This is a genomic window from Enterobacter cloacae complex sp., assembly GCF_900322725.1.
GTDB classification, from domain to species: Bacteria; Pseudomonadota; Gammaproteobacteria; order Enterobacterales; family Enterobacteriaceae; genus Enterobacter; species Enterobacter quasihormaechei.
Genome location: NZ_LT991957.1, coordinates 3,125,058 through 3,148,037, shown reverse-complemented (window position 1 = coordinate 3,148,037; position 22,980 = coordinate 3,125,058). Strand labels below are relative to the sequence as shown.

Annotated in this window: 24 protein-coding genes; 7 read left to right on the top strand and 17 right to left on the bottom strand. The window is 55.0% G+C overall.

The window, feature by feature from the left end; genetic code table 11:
- Positions 1 to 107 precede the first annotated feature (107 nt).
- Positions 108 to 1,022 (top strand): recombination-associated protein RdgC, encoded by a 915-nt coding sequence (gene rdgC, locus DBR02_RS15575; RefSeq protein WP_006809928.1) that lies wholly within the window; start codon positions 108 to 110, stop codon positions 1,020 to 1,022.
- A gap of 41 nt (positions 1,023 to 1,063) precedes the next feature.
- On the opposite strand, the gene ppnP is transcribed toward rdgC, so the two are convergent.
- From ppnP to DBR02_RS15550, 5 genes are all read right to left on the bottom strand, one after another.
- Complete coding sequence (gene ppnP / locus DBR02_RS15570) at positions 1,064 to 1,351, bottom strand: pyrimidine/purine nucleoside phosphorylase (protein WP_107534783.1); 288 nt, start codon at positions 1,349 to 1,351, stop codon at positions 1,064 to 1,066.
- Between the two features lie 72 nt (positions 1,352 to 1,423).
- Positions 1,424 to 2,101 carry an AroM family protein gene (locus DBR02_RS15565; RefSeq protein ID WP_107534782.1) on the bottom strand — a complete coding sequence of 226 codons (678 nt, stop codon included), beginning with the start codon at positions 2,099 to 2,101 and terminating at the stop codon, positions 1,424 to 1,426.
- A 236-nt stretch (positions 2,102 to 2,337) separates the two neighbouring features.
- Positions 2,338 to 2,529, bottom strand: a complete 192-nt coding sequence (gene yaiA / locus DBR02_RS15560; RefSeq protein ID WP_063451719.1) for a protein YaiA — start codon at positions 2,527 to 2,529, stop codon at positions 2,338 to 2,340.
- A 44-nt stretch (positions 2,530 to 2,573) separates the two neighbouring features.
- Entirely contained in the window at positions 2,574 to 3,098 is a 525-nt protein-coding gene (gene aroL / locus DBR02_RS15555; protein ID WP_063869102.1) for a shikimate kinase AroL, read from the bottom strand.
- Between the two features lie 144 nt (positions 3,099 to 3,242).
- The gene (locus DBR02_RS15550; RefSeq protein WP_063451721.1) at positions 3,243 to 3,701 is read right to left on the bottom strand and encodes a YaiI/YqxD family protein; all 459 of its coding nucleotides are present in this window, start codon (positions 3,699 to 3,701) and stop codon (positions 3,243 to 3,245) included.
- A 97-nt stretch (positions 3,702 to 3,798) separates the two neighbouring features.
- Here DBR02_RS15550 and proC point away from each other — a divergent pair, with 97 nt between their 5' ends.
- Positions 3,799 to 4,608 carry a pyrroline-5-carboxylate reductase gene (gene proC / locus DBR02_RS15545; RefSeq protein WP_063451722.1) on the top strand — a complete coding sequence of 270 codons (810 nt, stop codon included), beginning with the start codon at positions 3,799 to 3,801 and terminating at the stop codon, positions 4,606 to 4,608.
- A 199-nt stretch (positions 4,609 to 4,807) separates the two neighbouring features.
- Here proC and psiF read toward each other — a convergent pair whose 3' ends face one another.
- From psiF to DBR02_RS15525, 4 genes are all read right to left on the bottom strand, one after another.
- Positions 4,808 to 5,128, bottom strand: coding sequence for a phosphate starvation-inducible protein PsiF (gene psiF, locus DBR02_RS15540; RefSeq protein WP_063869104.1), 321 nt, complete (start codon positions 5,126 to 5,128; stop codon positions 4,808 to 4,810).
- A 295-nt stretch (positions 5,129 to 5,423) separates the two neighbouring features.
- Positions 5,424 to 5,684 carry an anti-adapter protein IraP gene (gene iraP, locus DBR02_RS15535; RefSeq protein WP_063869106.1) on the bottom strand — a complete coding sequence of 87 codons (261 nt, stop codon included), beginning with the start codon at positions 5,682 to 5,684 and terminating at the stop codon, positions 5,424 to 5,426.
- Positions 5,685 to 5,892: 208 nt separating this feature from the next.
- Positions 5,893 to 7,107, bottom strand: coding sequence for a multidrug efflux MFS transporter (locus tag DBR02_RS15530; protein WP_107534781.1), 1,215 nt, complete (start codon positions 7,105 to 7,107; stop codon positions 5,893 to 5,895).
- Positions 7,108 to 7,276: 169 nt separating this feature from the next.
- The gene (locus DBR02_RS15525) at positions 7,277 to 7,960 is read right to left on the bottom strand and encodes an extensin-like domain-containing protein (RefSeq protein WP_063869110.1); all 684 of its coding nucleotides are present in this window, start codon (positions 7,958 to 7,960) and stop codon (positions 7,277 to 7,279) included.
- Between the two features lie 104 nt (positions 7,961 to 8,064).
- Here DBR02_RS15525 and ddlA point away from each other — a divergent pair, with 104 nt between their 5' ends.
- On the top strand, positions 8,065 to 9,162 hold the full coding sequence (gene ddlA, locus DBR02_RS15520; RefSeq protein WP_063869112.1) for a D-alanine--D-alanine ligase: 1,098 nt from the start codon (positions 8,065 to 8,067) through the stop codon (positions 9,160 to 9,162).
- A gap of 3 nt (positions 9,163 to 9,165) precedes the next feature.
- On the opposite strand, the gene DBR02_RS15515 is transcribed toward ddlA, so the two are convergent.
- Positions 9,166 to 9,387 (bottom strand): DUF2754 domain-containing protein, encoded by a 222-nt coding sequence (locus DBR02_RS15515; RefSeq protein ID WP_063869114.1) that lies wholly within the window; start codon positions 9,385 to 9,387, stop codon positions 9,166 to 9,168.
- 247 nt (positions 9,388 to 9,634) lie between these two features.
- Here DBR02_RS15515 and DBR02_RS15510 point away from each other — a divergent pair, with 247 nt between their 5' ends.
- Entirely contained in the window at positions 9,635 to 9,937 is a 303-nt protein-coding gene (locus DBR02_RS15510; RefSeq protein WP_063451729.1) for a DUF2755 family protein, read from the top strand.
- Here the strand turns inward: DBR02_RS15510 and DBR02_RS15505 are convergent, their stop codons facing one another.
- Positions 9,938 to 11,035, bottom strand: coding sequence for a DUF1615 domain-containing protein (locus tag DBR02_RS15505; protein WP_107534780.1), 1,098 nt, complete (start codon positions 11,033 to 11,035; stop codon positions 9,938 to 9,940).
- A 12-nt stretch (positions 11,036 to 11,047) separates the two neighbouring features.
- A complete protein-coding gene (sbmA, locus tag DBR02_RS15500) occupies positions 11,048 to 12,268 on the bottom strand; it encodes a peptide antibiotic transporter SbmA (RefSeq protein WP_063451731.1) in 1,221 nt (406 codons plus the stop codon).
- 351 nt (positions 12,269 to 12,619) lie between these two features.
- Here sbmA and ampH point away from each other — a divergent pair, with 351 nt between their 5' ends.
- Positions 12,620 to 13,780, top strand: coding sequence for a D-alanyl-D-alanine-carboxypeptidase/endopeptidase AmpH (ampH, locus tag DBR02_RS15495; RefSeq protein WP_063451732.1), 1,161 nt, complete (start codon positions 12,620 to 12,622; stop codon positions 13,778 to 13,780).
- A gap of 2 nt (positions 13,781 to 13,782) precedes the next feature.
- On the opposite strand, the gene DBR02_RS15490 is transcribed toward ampH, so the two are convergent.
- The gene (locus tag DBR02_RS15490) at positions 13,783 to 14,409 is read right to left on the bottom strand and encodes a helix-turn-helix domain-containing protein (RefSeq protein WP_107534779.1); all 627 of its coding nucleotides are present in this window, start codon (positions 14,407 to 14,409) and stop codon (positions 13,783 to 13,785) included.
- 89 nt (positions 14,410 to 14,498) lie between these two features.
- The gene (locus tag DBR02_RS15485) at positions 14,499 to 17,273 is read right to left on the bottom strand and encodes an autotransporter outer membrane beta-barrel domain-containing protein (RefSeq protein WP_107534778.1); all 2,775 of its coding nucleotides are present in this window, start codon (positions 17,271 to 17,273) and stop codon (positions 14,499 to 14,501) included.
- A gap of 452 nt (positions 17,274 to 17,725) precedes the next feature.
- Between DBR02_RS15485 and hemB the strand changes: the two genes are divergently transcribed.
- On the top strand, positions 17,726 to 18,700 hold the full coding sequence (hemB, locus tag DBR02_RS15480; protein WP_063869123.1) for a porphobilinogen synthase: 975 nt from the start codon (positions 17,726 to 17,728) through the stop codon (positions 18,698 to 18,700).
- Between the two features lie 73 nt (positions 18,701 to 18,773).
- A complete protein-coding gene (locus tag DBR02_RS15475; protein WP_107534777.1) occupies positions 18,774 to 20,474 on the top strand; it encodes a lysophospholipid acyltransferase family protein in 1,701 nt (566 codons plus the stop codon).
- 59 nt (positions 20,475 to 20,533) lie between these two features.
- Here the strand turns inward: DBR02_RS15475 and tauD are convergent, their stop codons facing one another.
- The 3 genes from tauD to tauB are packed head-to-tail and all read right to left on the bottom strand — an operon-like array spanning position 20,534 to position 22,970.
- Positions 20,534 to 21,382, bottom strand: coding sequence for a taurine dioxygenase (gene tauD / locus DBR02_RS15470; protein WP_102749794.1), 849 nt, complete (start codon positions 21,380 to 21,382; stop codon positions 20,534 to 20,536).
- The gene (gene tauC, locus DBR02_RS15465; RefSeq protein WP_107534776.1) at positions 21,379 to 22,206 is read right to left on the bottom strand and encodes a taurine ABC transporter permease TauC; all 828 of its coding nucleotides are present in this window, start codon (positions 22,204 to 22,206) and stop codon (positions 21,379 to 21,381) included. The genes tauD and tauC overlap by 4 nt, the downstream gene beginning before the upstream one ends.
- Positions 22,203 to 22,970: a taurine ABC transporter ATP-binding subunit gene (gene tauB / locus DBR02_RS15460; protein WP_063451739.1), complete on the bottom strand. Its 768-nt coding sequence runs from the start codon at positions 22,968 to 22,970 to the stop codon at positions 22,203 to 22,205. The genes tauC and tauB overlap by 4 nt, the downstream gene beginning before the upstream one ends.
- Between the last annotated feature and the right edge of the window lie 10 nt (positions 22,971 to 22,980).

Genomic DNA, 22,980 nt, shown 5'->3' with positions numbered 1-22,980 from the left:
TTTTGATTATCAACAGAGTAGAAGCCTGCTTCCCGATTAGCAATGCAAGCGATGCGACAATTCGTTATCATGCCCGCTGATTTAACGACAAGGCCGTGGAAATTATCATGCTGTGGTTCAAAAATTTGATGGTTTACCGTCTCAGCCGCGACGTTTCGCTGCGTGCAGAAGAGATGGAAAAACAGTTAGCCGCTTACTCCTTTACCCCTTGCGGTAGCCAGGATATGGCAAAAACCGGCTGGGTTCCGCCAATGGGTTCTCAAAGCGATGCGCTGACCCACGCCAGCAGCACGGGGCAAATCATCGTTTGCGCCCGTAAAGAAGAGAAGATCCTGCCAACGCCCGTGGTTAAGCAGGCGCTCGAAGCGAAGATCTTCAAGCTGGAAGCTGAACAGGGCCGTAAGCTTAAAAAAACCGAAAAAGATTCGCTGAAGGATGAAGTGCTGCACTCGCTGCTGCCGCGCGCCTTTAGCCGCTTTAGCCAGACCATGATGTGGATCGATACCGTTAACGGGCTGATCATGGTGGACTGCGCCAGCGCCAAAAAAGCGGAAGATACGCTGGCGCTGCTGCGTAAGAGCCTTGGCTCATTGCCGGTGGTTCCGCTGGCGCTGGAAACGCCGATTGAGCTGACCCTGACGGAGTGGGTGCGCAGCGGGACGGCCGCTCAGGGCTTCCAGATCCTTGATGAAGCAGAGCTGAAAGCGCTGCTGGAAGACGGCGGCGTGATCCGCGCGAAGAAACAGGATCTGGTGAGCGACGAAATCGCCGTGCACATTGAAGCGGGCAAAGTGGTGACCAAACTGGCGCTCGACTGGCAGCAGCGCATTCAGTTTGTGATGTGTGATGACGGCTCGGTGAAGCGTCTGAAATTCTGCGATGAACTGCGCGATCAGAACGAAGATATCGACCGCGAAGATTATGCCCAGCGCTTTGACGCAGACTTTATCCTGATGACCGGCGAGCTGGCGGCGCTGATCCAGAATCTGGTGGAAGGCCTCGGCGGCGAAGCGCAGAGGTAATTCTCCATCACCCTCTCCCCAACGGGGAGAGGGAAAAAACATCACTTCAGATAGCGGCACAGATAAGAGGTTGGCTCTGCAACCTGTAAATGGAACTCGCTGTGGCCCGGCACGTTGAATACCTGCCCGGCGCTAAAGACTTTCCACTCCGTTTCACCCGGCAGTAAGACGTTCAGCGCGCCGCTGACCACCGTCATCTCTTCCGCTTCTGCGGTGCCAAAGGTGTATTCCCCTTCTGCCATTACGCCGACACTGGCGCGGCCAGTGCTGCTGCTGGTAAAACCAATGGATTTCACTTTACCGGAAAAGTATTCGTTACTTTGAAGCATGAACTGGCCCTTATATTTATAGAGAAAAATCCACTATAGGGGCCATGCTCATGACCTGTCACGCAAAATTCATTACACCAGTAATTCCGACGCCAGGCGCGCCATCAGGACGTTAGAGAGCAACACCGGAACATCCAGCGCCTTTTGCAGTAAATCACGATGCCGCTGATGGAACCCCAGGCAGTCCAGCATCAGGACATCCGCCCCTCTGTCGATCAACTCCTGTCCAGCCGCAATCAGTTTCGCTTCGCTGTCCCAGAACGGATTTGCCAGCGCGTACAGCGGAGTGTGCTCAAGCGCGGCCCACTTCACCGTCTGGTTATCCAGCAGTTCTTCAACGGGAACGATGACCCCAACCTGGTGACCATCCACAATTGACGCCACCAGTGGCGGAATGATCCGCATCGGTTCGAGCAGAATGGCGTTACGCGCGCTAAGCCCTTTAATCGGTGCCGTGCTCATCAGCAAAATGACGTCATAGTCTTGATTATCGAGCACTTCGATCACGCCCTGTAGCGCGCGCTCAATTTTCTGGCGCGACACATGCGCCAGTTTACCGTCGCTTAATAACGTTGCCAGGGGCTCATCCCCCGCCTCGACAGCGTAGTCTTCCATGACCTCTTCCCGACTCATCTTCCCTAACAGGCTAAGATGCTTAATCTGTTGTTCAGAGATATGCTCCGTGAGGAGCGGTAATACTTCGCTTACAGGGACCACACCGATTGTGAGGATCGCCAACGTCGCCTTCATTTTGATCGCCTTTCGTTACTACCACAACTGCCACACAGGTACAGGCTCACTACGCTGCACCGTTCATTTATTCAACAAAACAGCACCAAGCGTAGCAGGGGATCTCTACACCGTAGTGTAAAGATCGACTGGCCTTTCCGAATCCACCTGTAATAACTAAATATTAACTGCTACTTAACATTGGCGATAAGTTAAAAGTGTGATGCAGGCACGGTTGTAACGAATTCGGACTTTTATCAGGACTTCTCTGGATCCTCATAGCGCCGTTTCGCATCCCGCGCTTCCTGTTCGGTTTCATGTTCGCTGATCAGCGAATCCGGTTTGGGGTGATCGGCACGCAGCTGATACCAGGTGACGGTCTCATCGCCATTACCTTTTTCAACGGTAACGATGCGGGCTTCACGTGGATAGGGAGGTCTGGTTGGCATAGCTCATCCTTTTTTTATGTCTGAGCTATGAGTATAGACGGCTGTTAGCTGGCGCAAGCCAAACGCAGGGCGGTAATAATCTGAATCGCAACTTTTTCGGGTGACGCCGAGGCATCCACAACATGGTGTGCCGCCTCGCGGTATAGCGCATCGCGTTCGGCGAGCACGTCGCTGACCTCTTCACTCAGCGGTTTCGCGGTCAGCGCCGGGCGCTGCCCCTCTTCCGGAAACGCTTCCAGCCGCCCCACCAGCGTCGACACCGGGGCACAGAGGTAGATCACGACACCTTTTTCGCGCATAAACTGACGATTGTACGGTGCCAGAATAATGCCCCCACCAGTTGCAATCACGGTTGACGGTGCGGTCACCGCTTCCAGCGTAGCCGTTTCGCGCGCGCGAAAGCTCTCCCACCCCTCATTCTCCACGATATCGGCGATGGTCTGACCGGCATTCTCCTGGAGCCAGTGGTCAGTATCGACGAACTGACTCTGGCACAAACGCGCCAGCTCCAGACCAACGGTCGTTTTCCCACAGCCGCGAGGGCCAACTAAAAAGATGGGTGGGTTCATAACCAGGTGTTCCCCTTGATGCCGGATAACTGAAGGCTGTAAAGAAATGATTGCAGAAGATGTTGCGCTAACTTTACTGCAAAGCGGTACGGAATGACAAGCCTGTGGAAGCCACACTGTACCACAAAACAGCCCGGAGGATGTCTACGCCGGGCGGCGTTTCACTTCCAGCAGCCATTTATCCAGCTCGGCGGCAAACTGCTGGCGATCGCGCTGCGACAGGCTATCTGGCCCACCGGTCTGCACGCCGCTGGAACGCAGCGTATCCATAAAATCACGCATGGTAAGTTTCTCGCGGATCGTTGCCGGAGAATAACGTTCTCCACGCGGGTTCAGCGCCGCCGCCCCTTTCGCCAGAACATCGGCCGCCAGCGGGATATCTGCGGTGATCACCAAATCCCCCGCGCTGCACAGGCGTACTATCTCGTTATCCGCCACGTCGAACCCGGCCGGAACGCGCAGAGAACGAATGTATCTGGAGGGCGGCACGCGGATATTCTGGTTCGCCACCAGCGTCAGCGGCATCTGCACGCGCTCGGCAGCGCGAAATAAAATCTCTTTGATCACGTTCGGACACGCGTCCGCATCAACCCAAATCGCCATAGTCTCTCCCCAATATGATTCTGGCGACTATTGTCGCCTGCATTTCGTTGTTAAGCTATCAGTGAGAGATAACAACGCATAATAACGGAGAGACGTGATGGATAAGAAAATCGGGTTTATCGGCTGCGGGAACATGGGTAAAGCTATCCTCGGTGGACTGATTGCCAGCGGCCAGGTGCTGCCGGGGCAGATTTGGGTCTATACCCCGTCACCGGATAAAGTCGCGGCGCTGCGTGATGAGTATGGTATCAACGCCGCAGAAAGCGCGCAGGAAGTGGCTCAGGTAGCGGACATTGTCTTTGGCGCCGTTAAGCCGAATATCATGATTAAAGTCCTGAGCGAGATCACCTCCAGCCTGAATAAAGATACCCTGGTGGTGTCGATTGCCGCAGGCGTGACCCTCGATCAGCTCGCCCGCGCGCTGGGCCACGACCGTAAGATTGTTCGCGCCATGCCAAACACCCCGTCGCTGGTGAATGCCGGCATGACCTCCGTGACCCCGAACGCCCTGGTGACGTCTGAAGACGTGGCGGATGTACTGAATATTTTCCGCTGCTTCGGCGAAGCGGAAGTGATTGCCGAAGCGATGATCCACCCGGTAGTTGGCGTGAGCGGCTCGGCGCCGGCGTATGTCTTTATGTTTATCGAAGCCATGGCGGATGCCGCCGTGCTGGGCGGCATGCCGCGCGCGCAGGCTTACAAATTTGCGGCGCAGGCGGTAATGGGCTCGGCCAAAATGGTGCTGGAAACGGGTAAACATCCGGGCGAACTGAAAGATATGGTGTGCTCGCCGGGCGGCACGACCATTGAAGCCGTGCGCGTGCTGGAAGATCGTGGCTTCCGCTCCGCCGTGATCGAGGCGATGCAAAAATGCATGGAAAAATCAGAGAAGCTGAGTAAGTCCTGATGAGTAACGCCGCCGGAACGGTATGAGTCATCCAGTAAAAGCTGCTGGTGCCCGCTTCCCGAATGTGCTCGTGATTTCATAACATTCATCGCTCATCTTTCTTGGGAAAATTATGAAACCATTTCCCCAGCTATAGTGAGAGAATGACAGCGAAAGTATGAAATTTTGGGTGAGCCACTATCGTGGCTCACCCTTAGCACTACGCCTGTTTCTTCAGGCACGCGCTCATGAACTTGCTGCGATCGTCGCCTTTTAGCATCTGCTGCGTCGCCTGAGCATTACACTCGCGCATTTTTTGCTGCTGCGGGGTCAGGCTTTTTTCACCCGGTTTGGTCGCACCCTTCTTAAGGCAGTCGCTCATATACGTTTTACGGGCATCCCCTTTCAGACTTTGTGATGTGGCCTGTTGGTTACAGGTCGTCATGCGCTGCTGCTGGGGCGTTAACGTTTTCTCTTCCGCGTGTGCTGAGGCCATCAGGCACAGGCCAGAGAGCAGGGTAACCAGTATTGTTGTTTTCATTGCACCATCCTTTATGTGAAGTTCCACGTTAAGTCTGGTTCGTTACGGGAAAAAAACCACCCTGCAACCATGATTTTCGCCGGGCTTACCGGTTATTTCAGTTCCGTCGCGGTGCGATTATCATTACCCGGTTATGCCGGAAGGACAAAAGTCATTAATAACGTAAATAATGCGGTGAAAAGTGTGCTCTGCTTCAATTTAATAACCCCATGACAAGTGGGTAAAAATAAAAACAGCGCGACGCCAGGCATCCTGCATGACAATTATGTGACACGTCATTTTCACCTCTGGCAGGTTAGCTGCGAGGATGCCTTAAAAGCTTCTTTACGTATTGTTGAAGCAGCTCCGCATCTTCTGCGGGCACCTGTGAATCAGGGCGAGCGTTCTCCAGCGCGCCTTCAACGTTGTCTATCAACGCTTCCTGCTCCGGTTTTGCCATCTGTCGCAACAGTGCCGTAACGACAATTTCCAGCGCCTCGACCTGGGCTACCAGCTCTTTCGACTCTTCTTCCTTTTGGGCAAGCTTAACCAACAACTCAGCAATGAGATTTTTCATGGTGCTATTTCCTTTTGTGATTCCCCCTGAAATTAACACCCTCATTGAATAATGCAAAGCATGGATTGATTTTCTCTTATGCAAAAGTGACATCGCTGCCAAAAAAGATATTCCGAACCGGGAGCGAAACGTTTTTCTAAAAGAAACGCGCCGCATTTCGTTATATAAAAATGCGGCGTTCATAAGAATAAATAATATATTATCGTGTTTACCGGGCTGACTTTGCCTCAGCGATTTGCCTGCGACGGCGTAAGGCAAAGGCCAGTTGAATAATATTAATAAGTACCACCACCGCCGTTGCGGCAAATACCCAGCGGAAACCCGCCATCGCCGAAACCGATGCGCCAATCAGCGGGCCCGCTACGTTGCCTAAATACATGAACGACTGGTTGTAGCCAAAAATGCGGCCTGTTACCTGGTCACTGGAATATTTCACCAGCAGCGTCTGAACCGCAGGCAGCATGGCGCCATCCGCAAAACCAAGCAGGAAGCGCAGCACGCCGAGCTGAAGCGGTGTGGTGACGAACGACATGGCAAAGAAGAGGATCACGGCGATGATGAGCGTTGCCATCAGAATGCGCGCCGTACCGATCCTGTCACCCAGTTTTCCCAGACGCGGCGCGGACATCAGCGCCGACACGCCCGGCACAGCGGCAATCATCCCGCTCAGAAAAGCAATGTTGCTGCTGTCCGGCGCCATCGACTTGATAAACAGCGCCAGAATCGGCCCCACCGAGCCGTTGCAGAGCTGGATCACCATCGTGGTGACAAAGAGGCTGATCATCAGGCCAGGATAAGGCAGCGAGGCGAAAACCGCCTTTCCGCTCAGTCGTTCGGATTTACTTACAGCAGGCCGCCCGCCCTCTTTGATCAGAAAAAGGGTGACCATAAAGCTGATTGTCAGCAGGATGGCGGTAATGATAAAGACCGCACGCAGCCCGACATGGTCAGCCAGGAAGCCGCCGAGCAGCGGGCCGCCAATCACCCCGCTGATCTGTGCCGTGGAAAGCGTGCTGAGCGCCCAGCCGCTCCGCTCGCGCGGTACCTGCGAGGCCACCAGCGCCATGGCGTTCGGAATGTACCCGGAAGTCAGCCCCATAATCGCCCGCAGAATAAACAGCTGCCAGACGTTGGTGGCAAAGGCCTGGAGCAAAATGGCTATCGCCATCCCCAGCGAGGCGCGGAGCAACATCAGCTTGCGCCCCTTACGGTCCGCCAGACTTCCCCACATCGGTGACACTATGGCAGATACCAGAAACGTCACGCTGAACGTCAGGCCGGACCACATGGAGAGCGCTTCATGGGAAGTGACCCCCAACTGCGACACGTACAGCGGCAGGAAGGGCAATATCTGGCTGATAGCCAGTCCGGTGAAAAAACAGCAGAACCAGACTGAGATGAGGTTAACTTTCCAGGATTCCATAACAGAAATAGTCTTCATTTTTAGGCGAATTCGCCGACAGATTAGCAAGTTACGCGCGATGGCATAGCGCCAGAGGTGCGGCCTTGCAGACTTTGGTGTTTTATCTTCCCAGTCATCATATTTGTGAAATAAGTCACAATTTATCCACTTTTCGGTGGAAGATTATGCTTCATCGACATAATCCGTATCCGCGCATCCCTAAATGGAAATGGTTGGCATGGGCGGCATTATAGTTCGGCCCCAGACCGTTACCGTAATAGCCGCAGCTTGCCGACAGCAGCGCCTGTAGCCAGGGCTGCGTCTTTTCCGCTTTCCAGCCATTGAGAATGGTAACGCGCTGTCCGTTTGCCAGCCGGAAGGCGCTGATGTCCAGCGCATCCGCCGTGGCATGTTCACTGCGCCGCGCATCCGGGCGGCTATAGATATTGCGGCAGGCAAAGCTGCCCAGATGTTCAATGCGCGTAAGCTCGCTTCCCGTCCAGGTTTTGGTGAGCGGTCGGGCCTGCTGGCTGACAAACAGCGCCGAGCTTAGCGCCAGCGGGCAACTGGCAAGAAAGCTGCCGTTCAGGCTGACGGGTCCAAAATCGCGCACGCGCACCACGTTACTCAGCGGGCACTCCCCGGCGCTGTCAGCAACAGCCTGAGTACGGATAAGCTGGCGTTGATTCGCCTGCGCTAACAGATTTTCGCACGCCTGCGGCGTTAAGCGCCGAAGTTTAAACTGGGTTATTTTTCCGGGCGGATCGTCAAGCGTAAGCGGCACGAAAGGATTGTAATGCGGCGGCAACCAGCGGTAGCCCACCGCGGCGATCCCGGCAATAACGATAAGAATAAGCAGACCTTTTCCTCTCACGCGCCCCCCTTCAACATCCCTTAAAACATTATGGCAGAAGGCCGCGAAACCCGCCGGGCATCGTGGTATGTTATTGGCTTTTCGTCAGACTGGAAGAGAGTGAGATGGCAAAGCAGCGCGTAGGTATTGTCTTTGGGGGAAAATCGGCAGAGCACGAGGTGTCATTGCAATCGGCTAAAAATATCGTTGATGCGATTGATAAAAGCCGTTTTGACGTGGTGCTGCTGGGCATTGATAAACAGGGCCAGTGGCATGTTAACGATGCCAGCCAGTATCTGCTACATGCTGACGATCCGGCGCACATCGCCCTTAATCCTTCTGATATCAGCGTCGCAACGGTGCCGGGCGTGGAACAGGGACAGCTTATTAATGCCGGGAACGCGCAGGCGCTGGCACAGATTGACGTAGTGTTCCCCATCGTTCACGGCACGCTGGGCGAAGACGGTTCCCTGCAAGGGATGTTGCGTATGGCGAACCTGCCGTTTGTCGGCTCCGATGTGCTTGGCTCTGCCGCCTGCATGGATAAAGACGTCACTAAACGTCTGCTGCGCGACGCCGGTCTGAACATTGCGCCGTTCGTGACGCTTACGCGTGCCAACCGCGATAAACACAGCTTCGCGCAGATCCAGGCGCAGCTTGGCCTGCCACTGTTCGTGAAACCCGCGAATCAGGGCTCTTCCGTGGGCGTCAGTAAAGTGACCAGCGAAGCGCAGTTTAACGATGCCGTTCGTCTGGCCTTCGAATTCGACCATAAGGTGGTGGTTGAGCAGGGAATTAAAGGTCGCGAAATCGAGTGCGCTGTCCTGGGCAACGATTTCCCCCAGGCGAGCACCTGCGGTGAAGTGGTTCTGAACAGCGACTTCTATTCCTACGACACCAAATATATTGACGACAAAGGTGCCCAGGTTGTGGTGCCCGCCGCACTCGATCCCGACGTTAACGACACGATCCGCGCGATCGCCGTTGAAGCCTATCAGGCGCTGGGATGCTGCGGGATGGCGCGCGTCGACGTGTTCCTGACGCCGGATAACGAGGTAGTGATTAACGAAATCAACACCCTGCCGGGCTTTACCAATATCAGCATGTACCCGAAATTGTGGCAGGCCAGCGGGATAAGCTATCCGGAACTGATCACCCGCCTGATTGAACTGGCGCTGGAACGTCACGCCGCTGACAGCGCCCTGAAAAGTTCGATGAACTAACGGTTACTCGACGTTCTCTGCCGTCGTCGTCTCATCGGGACGACGACGGATAATGAATCCCGCCAGCCAGAAACTGATGACCCAGGTCACCAGCCCCACCGCATAGGTTTGCCAGCCTTTCGCTTCAAACCCCAGCAGCCCGACAACACCGTTAAGAATAAAGATCAGCCCGATCGCAAAGGCGTAGTAATGCCAGTCACGGCGTAGTTTGGAAGTGAGCTTCATGACAACTCCGGCAGAAAAAAACCATCCTCTCACAGTTTACTGAAGACGTCTGTGGCGGATACGTAAATTCTGAAATGCAGCACAGTTTCACTTATGTTATCAATTTGTGACATGATGCATAAATAGACAATCCAGGAGGAATCCTGAGCCGACTTTCCCACGATTCTGATATTGACAAATGCTATGACCTGTCACACTCACCCTGTACGACGCGTATTAAAACAGAGTGTTATTTTCGGGAGGTCTTATGGCAGACTTTACATTGTCGAAACCGATTTTTGGCGGAAAACAACCAAAAACCTCCACTGCGGGGAACATTGCCTATGCCCTGTTTGTTCTGTTTTGCTTCTGGGCTGGAACCCAACTGCTGAATATGCTGGTGCACGCTCCTGGCGTGTATGAGCACCTGATGCAGGTTCAGGATACCGGCCGCCCGCGCGTTGAAATCGGTTTAGGCGTGAGCACCGTGTTCGGGCTCATCCCCTTCCTTGCGGGCAGCATGGTGCTGGGCGTCATTGCACTCGTCCTGCGCTGGCGCCACCGCCGCTGATTACAGTCCCATACAGCGAGCCCGACGATCGTCCACGCGTTTCGCGAACCAGGCGGTCGTCAGGTTACGCGTGATCTTCGGGCTTTCCAGCTGAATGCCCGGCAGAATGGCTCTTGGTAATGCCTTCCCACTTTTCTTCTCGGCGAGCGCAAAGACCTGCTTATACAAATCCGTTTTCTCAAACGCCAGGCTATCGCCCTTCTCCAGCTGACGACGGATATCGCTGTTGCTCATCTCCAGCTTCGTCGAGAGTTTACGCACCGCACGTTCGGTGGTGCCCGCCTCGCTGCTGCCGTAAGCAATGAGATCGCCGTCCAGAGCCAGCTTCACACCGCTGGCGCGGCTCACCGCATTCTGGAAGGCTGCATTTCGGCTGGCATACCAGCCCGCGTTAAAGTCCGCAAAACGATACAGCGGTTTATCGTAGCTGGCCGGATAATTCAGCAGATGATACGTTCCAAACCACAGACCCCCGCGCAGGGAGAAGACTTCCTGACGCACCGTACCGTCGATATCCCACGGATAGCCGTCGGTATGTTTTTCCGCAAATGCGATACTGACCTGCATCGGGCCGCCGGTATGCACCGGATTCAGCGAACCGAACAGCTTCTGCCCCATCGGCACCATACTGATCAGGTCGTCGAAAATGGCGCTCAGCTGTTTCTCAGTTTTCACCGTATCCAGCCGTTCGCTGTAGCTTTTACCGTTTGGCGAGGTGATTTTAAGGGCGGTATGCACCAGGAAAACCGGGATATGCATCGATTCGGCCCGGCGGTCGATCTCCTTCCAGGCAATTTTGTTCAGGCCAGGCACGACAGGATCTGACTGATACATCGATTCCTGTTGCGCCACCGCCAGCACCGAGCAGATATTCTCCTCGGTAGGCGCAATCTTCTGGCTTTTGAAGGTCGTTGCCAGCGCATCAGCCCACTCGCTGCGATCCTTCACGCTGGCGGGCATTTTTTGCCGCACCACGCTTGCCACATCAACGGGCTTCTCGCCTTCTTTGAGCGGGGCGGCCCCTTTATCGGCACAGCCCGCCAGCACGAAGGCAGCGAGTAACGTCAGCGGTAATCCACGTGGTACGGCAAATGGCATAGCAATTCCTTTTTAACCTAATGTATGGGTGACTTCCTGCAAGTCCTTATCGTCCAGCTCACGCTCGAAACTGCGTAAACGTTTATAGATGGACATCAGCTCCACCAGCGTAGTCCAGGAGCTTATCAGGTACTGGAACGAACCGCGAACCTGACCAAAGACGTTGGTGATTTGGGTCATCAGACCGAGCGTGATCGTACCCGCAACGATGGACGGGAACAGCAGGAACAACCCGAAAACGTTATCCACCTGAAGATAAAGAATGCGCGCGATATTGAAATACATGTAATGGAAATAGAGGCGGAAGTAGTTACGACGTACGGCGCCAAACAGCTCGCGCACGGTAGGCGGTGACGCACGGTTGGCATCGTCTTCGCCATACACCAGCTCTTTACGGTAGGCCGCTTCCACGCGCTGGTTTTTAAATTCCAGCCCCGGCAGCTTGATCCCCACGACCGCCAGCAGCCCCGTTCCCATCAGCGACCAGACAATCGCGGCAATCACCAGGCCATATGGCAGATGCCCGACAATCGGCAACTCCGGAACGTGCGACGAGAGCGTCACCAGCACCGGCAGGAAGGCGATAAGCGTCATGATGGCGTTGATAAAGCTCACGCCCATATCTTCAAGCGTTGAGGCAAAACGCATGGTGTCTTCCTGCACACGCTGTGCGGCACCTTCGATATGACGCAGGTGCTGCCAGTGCGCCATATAATGTTCGTTCATCGCGGTACGCCAGCGGAACACATAGTGACTGACGAAAAAGTTATTCATCACACCGATCACCACGGCGATCAGGGCGATGCCGAGGAAGATCCCTACCTCATGGTAGAACTGGTTTATGGTCACCTTATGCGGCGAACTCAACGCCGTCTGGATCAGATCGTAAAACGGCGCATACCAGGCGTTGACCGCCACGCCCACTTCCACCAGGAACCAGGTGACAAAGATGATTAACGACGTGCCGAGAATCGACCAGTATTGCCAGCGGTGAGGAGAATAGATGAACCAGAACATGGCGAACAGCCCTACGCAGAGCAGGTAGTAAGCGTAGAAAAGCAGATAGCTCATGGACCAGAAGCGCGCTGCGCTAATGGGGATCTCGCCCGTTGCCCCCGTAAGACGGGTCAGCCACGCGCCGCCACCGGCCTGCCAGAAAATGACAGCCAGCAGTGCCCAAATAAATGCCGACAGGAAAAAGGGCCCCGGCTTTGGGAAAAATGACTTAAACATTGTGCTTCCTTCTTGTTGTTATGGCTGTTGCTGTGTTCAACATATCGCCACGCGAAACCTTGCCTGTGCCAGCCGCCCGGCTCAGGCAAAAAAGTCAGACCTGCGGGTGAATTATTAGTTCGCTTTCCCGTTTTCAGGAATTGTTTCGGTGCGTTTCATTCGCAACAGCAACCGTAGCGTCTATCATACGGTCGATGTCACAAAATGGGAGTCTGACCGCAAGTAAATTGTTCAAATTTACCCACGGTTACGTTTTTCTCGCTATCGTTATGCAAATCGGGCCATTGCCCGACGCCGATTAGTAGTATAAATACCCGTAACTCTCCTTATTCACTTGATGGATGCTTTTCGTTGAAACGTTGTCTGCTCTCTTTCGCCGCGCTGTGTGCGGTGACCCTGTCCACCGCCCAGGCAGCCCAGCCTCTGACGGCCCCGGTTCTGGCCTCTGACATTGCCGATCGCTACGCGAACCTGATTTATTACGGCAGTGGTGCGACGGGAATGGCGCTGGTCGTGATCGACGGTAACCAGCGGGTGTTTCGCAGCTTCGGTGAAACACGACCGGGAAATAACGTTCGCCCGCAGCTGGATTCCGTCATCCGCGTCGCGTCGATAACCAAGCTGATGACCAGTGAAATGCTGGTGAAATTACTCGATCAGGGCGTGGTGAAACTCGACGATCCGCTCAGCAAATATGCCCCACCCGGCGCGCGCGTGCCGACATATCAGGGCACGCCGATCAGACTGGTAAACCTGGCGACCCATACCAGCGCCCTGCCGCGAGAACAGCCTGGTGGCGCCGCGCATCGCCCTGTTTTTGTCTGGCCAACCCGCGAACAGCGCTGGAATTACCTGAGCACCGCTACCCTGAAATCGGCTCCGGGCTCGCAGGCCGGCTATTCTAACCTCGCGTTTGATCTGCTGGCTGACGCTTTAGCGTCGGCATCAGGCAAGCCTTACCCTCAACTGTTTGAAGAGCAGATCACGCGTCCGCTGGGGATGAAAGATACCACTTACACTCCATCTCCGGACCAGTGCAAGCGACTGATGGTGGCAGAAAAAGGGGCCAGCCCGTGTAATAACACGCTGGCCGCCATCGGCAGCGGTGGGGTTTATTCAACCCCCGGCGACATGATGCGCTGGATGCAGCAGTTCCTCTCCTCGGATTTTTACGCGCGCAGCAATCAGGCTGATCGGATGCAGACGCTCATCTACCAGCGTGCCCAGTTACGTCGCGTCATCGGTATGGACGTTCCCGGTAAAGCCGATGCTCTCGGCATGGGTTGGGTGTACATGGCACCAAAAGAGGGCCGCCCGGGTATTATTCAAAAAACCGGTGGGGGTGGCGGATTCATCACCTACATGGCGATGATTCCGCAATCAAACGTAGGCGCTTTTGTGGTAGTCACCCGGTCGCCGAACACCCGCTTCGTGAATATGAGTGATGGCGTAAATAACCTGGTGGCCGAGCTCAGCGCCAATAAAGCGCAGGTTCTTACGGCCTCTAACTGATCTCAATAGTCCGTGGGCAAACGGTTGATGCTGATAAGTTTGCCCCGGCTCATATTGATGTAGTTGCCCTGTCGCAGCGCCGCCAGCACTTCCGCAACGACCGAACGTGAAATACGCGTGCTACGCTGAATATGATTCATAACACCAATTTTTGAACGTAGCGTATCATCCCACTCGGCCATATTGATCAGCATCGCCCGTATTTGACTGTAGGAATTATTTCCGACCAGCTGTATATCACGTTTTCCCAGTATATGATTTAGCCATGACAGCCAGCAGAAAGCTTCTTGCCAAAGCTGTGCTTCCTGAATAAGTTGGCACGCAGTAGAGGCTGGTAAATAAAATCCAGCGCAAGGTGTTTGTGCTATCAGAGAATATTCAAGATAGCTGTCATTTATCCATGCACTTAAACCATGAATGTACGGTGCTCGCGCAATACCCACCAGTAATTCGTCTGATTTACGGTGGACGGCTGTCATGCCGGACTGTATTACAAAGGTCAATGGTTCATCATCATTATTGCCGGGAGTTATTAATTGCTGTGGTTCGTTCTTAAATGGGGTACCGGCGACTTCCAGACACTTTATGAGCCGGCTTAATTCAGAAAGTGGTTTCGCATTAACGTTCATGCATACCTCAAGTCATCTGTATATGTCGGTTCTTTATTATTTTTAAAGCACATAAAAAAGCGGGGGCAAAATCCCCCGCGCTTTCTGTATTACCAGGTATATTTCACACCCAGGTTCGCTCCCCAGTTCTGGTCAACGTCGCCGCCGCCCAGATAAGTCGCATCAGTGTATGCACTGAAGTTTTTCGTGAAGCTGAACTGCGTACCCAGACCTACGCGAACCGCAGAGCCTTCCACGCCATTATCAATGCTGTCGTCGTTGATATCCGCCTCGTTGTCGGCATCGTCATACACGTACGCCAGTTTGAAGTATGGCGTTAACGCCTGCTCGCCACCGTAGTTGAAGGTATAACCCGCATCCAGGCCAAGTTCATAACGCATGCTGTCGTAAGACTGACCATCGATACGCATGTCGTTGCTCAGCTGGTAGTCTTCGCCTGACTGGAACAGACCAGATACCGCCGCGTAAGGGGTGATGTAGCCTGACAGGTTTGGTTTCCAGTCATAGCCCAGCTTCATCCCGAAGCCAACAGCGTCAGAGGTGGTGTCACCGTCAACATACTGACCATTGCTCATGGTAGCAGAGAGGTCGTTGTTAAAGCGGGTGTAGTTCAGTGAGCTGTCGAGGAAGACGTTGTTCGCAAACGTCGCAGACGCGTAGATCATCGCAGTCTGGCTGTCCTGATCGACCTGACCAGTACGATCGCTGATATCGCCCTTCGCGAAACCAGCCGCACCACCGACGATCCACTTCGCGTTATTACCGTCAATCTGAGTATCCAGACCGACCATAATGCCGCTTACGTCCTGATCGTAGCTAACGGTGCCATTATCCGCGTCAAAGTTGCCGCCAAAATAGCTTACCCACGCTCCGCCGTTATCTGCCAGGCCGTGACGGCTGTTGGTCAGACGCGTACCCACGGTATCCTGTTGCAGATTCCAGATGTTGGTATTAGCAGAAGGAATGCTCAGCGCCATGTTGGCGTAGTCAGTCAGCTCTTTCTGCTGGAGAACAACGGTGTCACCCTTCTGCTGCGCCTGATAGGTGTAAGCACCTAAATCGGCTTTGTTTGCGGCAGTAAAGCTGGCTGCGGTATCCGCGTTATTGTCATAGACGCGAATGATCTCTTTGTTTTCGTAATCAGCAACGGAGCCTGCACCGGTGGCATCGTCGATGCGCACTTTATAATTACCGGCAACGTCACCGTTCACCGCCAGATGACCGTCAGAGTTCAGCGCGACAACACCATAGTCGTATTCCGCTTTGTAACGATCGTTGGTGATGTAGCGTGCGTTGTTCAGGTCGCTGTTCAGCACATAATCGCGGCTGGCAACGTTGAGCACACCACCATCGGTGAGCACCATGTTGTGCGTATCAACCTGACCCAGACCCAGCGCCAGCTCTGCTCCGTTGTCCACGCTGATGGTGTTGGCATACAGTTCAGCGGTTTCTTCGGTCAGCGCCGCACGGCTATAGCTGTCCAGATAGAGGCTGTCGGTGGCTACGGCCCCGCTGTCGCCAATATTCAGGGTTGAAGCATTGGTCAGGGTGATTGAATCCGCCAGCAGGCCGGAGTTTTCAACATTGACCTGAGACTGGTTGTTCACCGTCAGCGCATCAATGTTAGAAACCTTGCGGGTATCCCACTCGGAACCGTTATCCAGCGCCACATTGAACAGCCCGCTCTGGTACACCTCTTCACCGGCAACGTGGCCGTTGCTGTCAAAGGTAGAATCAGGCCAGATGCTATTCGGCGATAACGCGTGCCAGTCTACGTTGCTGTAGCCCTGGCCATACATCTGCGCAGTGCCGATGGCTTCAACGCTGGACTGCGCTGCACCGACCCACTTGCTGCCGTTAGTCAGCGTAACATCCAGTGTATCGGTACCGTCCCAGCCGTTGGTGGTTGGGTTATAGACGCCATCTTCAGTGGTATCCGTTGCCGGATCGCCATTCTCGTAGAAGTTGTTATCAAAGGTGCTGGAGAAAAGAATGTCACCCGTTACGGTAGAGTGATCGAAGGTCGCGGTGGTCTGCATGGCGTTATCAGACGCGCCGGCCGCAACGATCAGCGCCGCATCATCCGCAGCCGAGGCGTTGGTTTCACCGTAGTCGCTCGGCTTAGCCGTTTGACCGTAGAACCCGTTGGTGCCCAGATCGCTGTACGCACCAGAGGTCAGCACGGAGTCTTTCACCACCAGCGTATCGGTAAAGACATTGCTGCTGTTAGCAACGCCTTCAACGCCGTCGTACGGAGTGTTATCCAGTTCCTGATAACCCTGCGTCAGGGTGATACCCGCGACGTGGGAGTTGTTCTGAATAACGATATCAGATTCAACGTCCAGAGTGATCGCGTTACCCAGACCATAGGTGTCCAGATAATGCGTTTCAGTATTCTCGCCATTGACGACATCATACGCGTAATGCTCGTAGGCATCGTTGATGGTGGAGTTATCAACGGTCAGGCTAAAACGATCGTACTGGGAATGCGTGGTACCGTCGGTATCCACGCCATCTGCACACGTCGTGGTCATACATTCTGACGTGATCATGCCGTTAATGGTGCTGTTAGAAATACTCAACGCGTTCGCACGGCCATTGACACCATCATCCAGATAGTAAGTCGAAATAACACCGTTTACGGTTGATTTATTGATGACCGGATAAATGTCACCATCATGTGTGGCATCTGAATAATCCCAGTCAGCATAACCATAATACCAGGGAGTTGACGCAGTATTGTCATATCCAAAAGTATTATAGGTCGTGCCGGATATATCTTTCGCATTGGCCTGAGAAGCGATAGCCAGTGTGCAGGCTAATGCAAGTTGTGATACAACCAGTTTCTTTTTCCATGTTTGCATTGGGTCATCCCTCCTCAGGGACGTAAGCAAGTTTGTCCATCAAATCATTTGGCAATGTTTAATTGCGGAAAGAATTATGCAGTTTCACTTCGAAAAGGTTCAATGAATGATTCAATTAAGTCCGTATCCAGACAACTAAGCTTAAAAACCCAGCACAATATCAATCATTATGAATAAATATTATAAATTCAACTGATTGCAAACCACTTCGGTCGGTTCGATACCTATCATAAAATACAATAAATCATTAATAGTTATAACCTCCATCTAATATAGAAGCTTCGCCAATATTTCACACCACGTTAAACCCCATAATAAGACGTATAATATAGACAAAATGCATGTGAAGAATATTAGTCGATTTCGAAAATCTAAAAGACAACTTTAGTAAAACACCGCTTCCCGCTTTCAGGTACACTATACCTCTTTGTTCCACAAACATCAGGCATACCATGACCGATTTAATTGCACGTCCCCGTCGCCTGCGCAAGTCACCCGCACTGCGCGCCATGTTTGAAGAGACAACACTGAGCTTAAACGATCTGGTGTTGCCGATTTTTGTTGAAGAAGAGATCGATGACTACAAAGCCATCGACGCGATGCCGGGCGTGATGCGCATTCCTGAGAAGCATCTGGCCCGCGAGATTGAACGCATTGCCAACGCGGGGATCCGCTCGGTGATGACCTTCGGTATCTCCCACCACACCGACGCCACCGGCAGCGATGCCTGGAAGGAAGATGGCCTCGTGGCCCGCATGTCGCGTATCTGCAAAGAGAGCGTGCCGGAGATGATCGTCATGTCCGATACCTGCTTCTGCGAATACACCTCTCATGGCCACTGCGGTGTGCTGTGCGATCACGGCGTGGACAACGATGCGACCCTGCTGAACCTCGGCAAGCAGGCGGTGGTTGCCGCCGCTGCGGGTGCGGATTTCATTGCGCCGTCGGCGGCAATGGACGGACAGGTTCAGGCTATTCGTCAGGCGCTGGATGCGGCAGGCTTTACCGACACCGCCATCATGTCCTACTCCACCAAATTCGCTTCTTCGTTCTACGGCCCGTTCCGTGAAGCGGCGGGCACGGCGCTGAAGGGCGATCGTAAAACCTATCAGATGAACCCGCTGAACCGCCGCGAAGCGATTCGTGAGTCTCTGCTGGATGAGGCTCAGGGCGCAGACTGTCTGATGGTGAAACCGGCCGGCGCGTATCTGGATATCCTGCGCGACATTCGCGAACGCACTGAACTGCCGCTGGGCGCTTACCAGGTGAGCGGCGAGTACGCGATGATCAAATTCGCCGCGCAGGCGGGTGCCATCGACGAAGAGAAAGTGATCCTCGAAAGCCTGGGGGCGATCAAGCGCGCGGGCGCGGATCTGATCTTCAGCTACTTCGCGCTGGATCTGGCCGAGAAAAAAATCCTCCGCTAATCTTCACCAAACTGCAATACAACCGACATCTCCTCCTTCTACTGTCTGGGCAAGACGGCAGGAGGAGTGATCAATGTTTAGTCTCGACAGCGTTCTTGATGACCTTTGGCCTCAGGCGAGGCCCGCACCCTGGCAAAAAAGTCTGTTAAAAAGACTGCTCCACGAAGACGAATTTCAGCAGTTTGCCGCCCGCCACCTTCACCTGAAAGGGCTGGATATGGTGGAGCAGGTTCTGGAACACCTTGATATTCTCTGCACCGTTTCCGCCCGCGATCTCGAACAAATCCCCGAACACGGCCCACTCATTGTGATAGCTAACCACCCGACCGGCACCCTGGATGGGCTGGCACTGCTGTACGCCGTTTCGCGCGTGCGCCGCGACGTTAAGGTTGTCACCAACCGGATGCTGTCCCACCTTGAGCCCCTCAGTTCGTTGTTTATCCCCGTGGATAATATGGGCGGAAAAACCGCAAAAGCCTCGCTGATACAGATGGAGCAGCACCTGCAAAACGCCGGCGTGCTGATCTTCTTCCCGGCGGGCGAAGTCTCCCGCCCAACGCGCAAAGGCATCCGCGATAAAAAATGGCATCCGGGCTTTATCAAGCTGGCCAGCAAACTGCGGGTGCCGTTACTCCCGGTACATATTCAGGCGCACAACAGCCTGCTGTTTTATGCCAGCACGCTGGTATCGCCCACGGTATCCATGCTGCTGCTGATGCAACAGATGTTTCGCCGTCGTCACAGCCAGCTGCCGATCAAAATCGGCCAGCAGATTGCCTGGAATGACAGGTTTAGCGCTACCCTTTCATCGCGTGAAATGGCCGAGCATTGCCGTCAGCACGTGATACGACTTGGCAAGGGATTGCCTGGCGTCTTTAAAACCCAGTGCGCCATTGCCCGCCCGGAAGATCGGGCCACGCTGAAGCGCGAACTGGCGCAGGCCGAGTGTCTGGGCAAAACCAGCGATGGTAAAACCATCTACCTGTGGCAGCGCAACGGGCAGGAGGAGGCACCTCTTCTGCGCGAGCTGGGACGGCTGCGCGAGATTGCCTTTCGTGCCGTGGAAGAAGGCAGCGGCAAGCGCCGGGATATGGACAGCTACGATGATGACTATCTGCACCTGATCCTCTGGGATGATGACGATCTGGAGATTGTCGGCGCGTATCGCTTTATGCCGACGGCGATGCAGGTTGAAAAGCGCGGCGTTGACGGGTTGTACAGCTACAGCCTGTTCCACTACGACGAAAAAATGCAGGACATACTGGAGCACGGCATTGAGCTGGGGCGCAGCTTTATACAGCCGCGCTACTGGGGACGTCGCGGTCTGGACTATCTGTGGTCAGGCATTGGCGCCTATCTGGCGCGCTATCCGCACTACCGCTACCTGTTTGGCCCGGTGTCTATCTCCGGCGGCTTACCGCCTGCCGCACGGGATCTGCTGGTGGCGTTTTATCGCCTCTGGTTTCCGGCCAGCCATCCCTTAGCCGCTTCGCGTCAACCCTACCCGGCCTCACTTCCGGACGTGCTGGCACAGTTTGGCGGAGTGGATTACGTGGACGACCTGACAAAGCTGAAATCCCTGCTGGGCAATCTGGGATGCGGCATTCCGCCGCTCTATAAACAGTATTCCGAGCTATGCGAGCCAGGCGGCGTGCAGTTTATCGATTTCGGCAGCGATCCGGCGTTCAATAACTGCGTTGACGGGCTGGTGCTGGTGGATTTGTGCTATCTGAAGGCGAACCGCTATCAGCGGTACATTGAGGCCCATCTGTAGCCCATTGCCGGGTGGCGGCTACGCCTTACCCGGCCTGCATGAACTGCGGTAACGACGGGTTATGGACGGTAAAACGGCTTATCCCCCAGTATCGTCGCCCGCTGCATAATCCTTCGCTGCGGCAGGTAATCGGCATTGGCGTAATGCTGCGTAACGCGGTTATCCCAGATCGCCAGATCGTTCTCCTGCCAGCGCCAGCGCACCTGAAATTCCGGTTTCGTGATATGCGCAAACAGGAAGCTGAGCAGCGCCTCGCTCTCTTTTTCCGTTACGTCCACAATGCGCGTGGTGAACCCTTCGTTCACAAACAGCGCCTGCTTACCCGTCACCGGATGGGTACGCACTACCGGGTGCAGCAGCGGCGGATGTTTTGCGACCGCATCCAGCCAGCGCTGATGCTCCTCTTCCGTCTTACGGTACTTATACTCCTGGAACGATTTTTTAAAATCATGCTCTGCCCGCAGGCCACTTAGCAGGGTCTGGAACGGCGCGGAGAGCGCCTCAAACGCCGCAATGCCGCTCGCCCACAGCGTATCGCCGCCGGTCTCTGGCAGTAATTTTGCTGCCAGAATGGCCCCGGCTGGCGGTGTGTCGATAAAGGTGACGTCCGTGTGCCAGTTGTCATTATCGGGCGGATTATCGTTATGGGTGTCCAGCACGATAATTTCTTCCACCCCTTCCGCATGCGGGTAGACCGGGTGGATATGCAGGTCGCCAAAGCGCAGGGCCAGCGCGCGCTGCTGCTGCGGGGTAATGGCCTGATCGCGCAGGAACACCACCTGATGGCGCAGCACCGCGTGATACAGCTGCTCAAACTGGTTATCGCTCAGCGGACGGGTTACGTCCAGGCCCGACACCTGCGCGCCAATGTACGGCCCCAGCGGGGTAATCGTCAGACGTTCACTCATTGTATTTCTCCATGCCAGGGCGTCAGGCGACGCTGTAGCGCGCGCAGTCCCAGTTCTAATCCAAAGGCGATCGCGGCGATCACCGCGATCCCTGCCAGTACCACGTCAGTCGCCAGGAACTCTCCCGCCGACTGCACCATAAATCCAAGCCCGCGCGTGGCGGCAATCAGCTCTGCCGCCACCAGCGTAGACCAGCCCACCCCAAGGCCAATGCGCAGCCCGGTCAATATCTCCGGCAGCGCGCCCGGTAAAATGACGAACAGCAGCACCTGCGCGCGGCTGGCACCGAGCGACTGCGCCGCGCGTATGCGTACCTGTTGCGCACTTTTTACGCCAGCCAGGGCCGACATCGCGACCGGCGCAAAAATCGCCAGGTAGATCAGTAAGATCTTTGACGTCTCGCCGATGCCAAACCAGATCACCATCAGGGGCAGATAAGCCAGCGGCGGAACGGGCCGGTAAAGCTCTATCAGCGGATCGAGAATGCCGCGCACCGTCGGGCTCAGCCCCATCGCGATCCCCACCGGAACGCCAATCATCACCGCCGCCAGCAGCGCCACCAGAATACGCGCCAGGCTGGCGCCTAAATGCTGCCAGAGGGTGGCATCCATAAAGCCCTGCGGCCCGGCGATGGTCATCAGTTTTTCCAGAACCTGGCCTGGCGGGGGCAGAAACAGCGGACTGATCCACTGCTGAGCGGCAACCGCCCACCATACCGCCAGCAACACCGCCAGCGTGCCGACGCTTAAGGCGATCCGGCGAGAGAACGGCCAGCGTAAGGCGAGGCGCGCCCGCCGCGGTTTTTCACTGAAGACAATGCTCATGAGAAGGCCTCCCGCTGCTCAAACACGCGGCTCAGGATGTATTCCCGTTTTTCGATAAACAGCGGGTCGGATTTAATGCTGCGCACCGGTTCTCCCGCAACATAGCGTCGGGCAAATTCAAGCGGCAGGCGCTCCAGCACGCGTCCCGGCCCCGGAGAGAGCAGCACCAGCTCCGTCGCCATAAACACGGCCTCTTCGATATCGTGGGTAATTAACAGCACCTGCTTGCCGGTTTCATGCCACAGGCGCAGCAGCAGGGTTTGCATCTGCTCTCGGGTGAAGGCGTCAAGCGCCCCGAAAGGTTCGTCCAGCAGCAGCAGCTGTGGATTGGCCGCCAGCGCACGGGCGATCCCAACGCGCTGACGCTGCCCGCCCGAAAGCTGCCAGATAAAACGTTTTTCAGCCCCCTCCAGCCCGACTTTTTTTAGCATGTCGCGCGCCGTACTCAGGCGCTGTTCACGCGCCACGCCAGCCAGTTGCAGACCGAACGCAACGTTTTCCTGTACGTTTCGCCACGGCAGTAGCCCTTCGTTCTGAAAGACCACGCCGCGCTCTGCGCCCGGCCCCGTGACCCGTTTCCCTTCCAGGTGGATCGTGCCGTGCTGATACGGTACAAACCCGGCGATCAGGTTCAGCAGCGTGGTTTTCCCGCAGCCGGACGGCCCCAGCACGACCAGCAGTTCACCGCTGTCCAGCGTCAGGTTGATCTCTTCCAGGGCGGGTTTGCCGCCGTAATCGGCAGACAGGTTGGTAATGTTCAGCATCGCAGCCTCC

What these genes read in the sequence shown, in the direction of transcription:
- yaiA (WP_063451719.1), bottom strand. Translation starts at nt 2,529, where the DNA reads ATGCCAACCAGACCTCCCTATCCACGTGAAGCCCGCATCGTTACCGTT.
- tauD (WP_102749794.1), bottom strand. Translation starts at nt 21,382, where the DNA reads ATGAGTGAACGTCTGACGATTACCCCGCTGGGGCCGTACATTGGCGCG.
- DBR02_RS15565 (WP_107534782.1), bottom strand. Translation starts at nt 2,101, where the DNA reads ATGAAGGCGACGTTGGCGATCCTCACAATCGGTGTGGTCCCTGTAAGC.
- psiF (WP_063869104.1), bottom strand. Translation starts at nt 5,128, where the DNA reads ATGAAAACAACAATACTGGTTACCCTGCTCTCTGGCCTGTGCCTGATG.
- DBR02_RS15485 (WP_107534778.1), bottom strand. Translation starts at nt 17,273, where the DNA reads ATGCAAACATGGAAAAAGAAACTGGTTGTATCACAACTTGCATTAGCC.
- rdgC (WP_006809928.1), top strand. Translation starts at nt 108, where the DNA reads ATGCTGTGGTTCAAAAATTTGATGGTTTACCGTCTCAGCCGCGACGTT.
- DBR02_RS15490 (WP_107534779.1), bottom strand. Translation starts at nt 14,409, where the DNA reads ATGAACGTTAATGCGAAACCACTTTCTGAATTAAGCCGGCTCATAAAG.
- DBR02_RS15475 (WP_107534777.1), top strand. Translation starts at nt 18,774, where the DNA reads ATGTTTAGTCTCGACAGCGTTCTTGATGACCTTTGGCCTCAGGCGAGG.
- ddlA (WP_063869112.1), top strand. Translation starts at nt 8,065, where the DNA reads ATGGCAAAGCAGCGCGTAGGTATTGTCTTTGGGGGAAAATCGGCAGAG.
- DBR02_RS15530 (WP_107534781.1), bottom strand. Translation starts at nt 7,107, where the DNA reads ATGGAATCCTGGAAAGTTAACCTCATCTCAGTCTGGTTCTGCTGTTTT.
- proC (WP_063451722.1), top strand. Translation starts at nt 3,799, where the DNA reads ATGGATAAGAAAATCGGGTTTATCGGCTGCGGGAACATGGGTAAAGCT.
- DBR02_RS15510 (WP_063451729.1), top strand. Translation starts at nt 9,635, where the DNA reads ATGGCAGACTTTACATTGTCGAAACCGATTTTTGGCGGAAAACAACCA.
- DBR02_RS15550 (WP_063451721.1), bottom strand. Translation starts at nt 3,701, where the DNA reads ATGGCGATTTGGGTTGATGCGGACGCGTGTCCGAACGTGATCAAAGAG.
- tauC (WP_107534776.1), bottom strand. Translation starts at nt 22,206, where the DNA reads ATGAGCATTGTCTTCAGTGAAAAACCGCGGCGGGCGCGCCTCGCCTTA.
- iraP (WP_063869106.1), bottom strand. Translation starts at nt 5,684, where the DNA reads ATGAAAAATCTCATTGCTGAGTTGTTGGTTAAGCTTGCCCAAAAGGAA.
- DBR02_RS15515 (WP_063869114.1), bottom strand. Translation starts at nt 9,387, where the DNA reads ATGAAGCTCACTTCCAAACTACGCCGTGACTGGCATTACTACGCCTTT.
- DBR02_RS15505 (WP_107534780.1), bottom strand. Translation starts at nt 11,035, where the DNA reads ATGCCATTTGCCGTACCACGTGGATTACCGCTGACGTTACTCGCTGCC.
- tauB (WP_063451739.1), bottom strand. Translation starts at nt 22,970, where the DNA reads ATGCTGAACATTACCAACCTGTCTGCCGATTACGGCGGCAAACCCGCC.
- aroL (WP_063869102.1), bottom strand. Translation starts at nt 3,098, where the DNA reads ATGAACCCACCCATCTTTTTAGTTGGCCCTCGCGGCTGTGGGAAAACG.
- hemB (WP_063869123.1), top strand. Translation starts at nt 17,726, where the DNA reads ATGACCGATTTAATTGCACGTCCCCGTCGCCTGCGCAAGTCACCCGCA.
- ppnP (WP_107534783.1), bottom strand. Translation starts at nt 1,351, where the DNA reads ATGCTTCAAAGTAACGAATACTTTTCCGGTAAAGTGAAATCCATTGGT.
- sbmA (WP_063451731.1), bottom strand. Translation starts at nt 12,268, where the DNA reads ATGTTTAAGTCATTTTTCCCAAAGCCGGGGCCCTTTTTCCTGTCGGCA.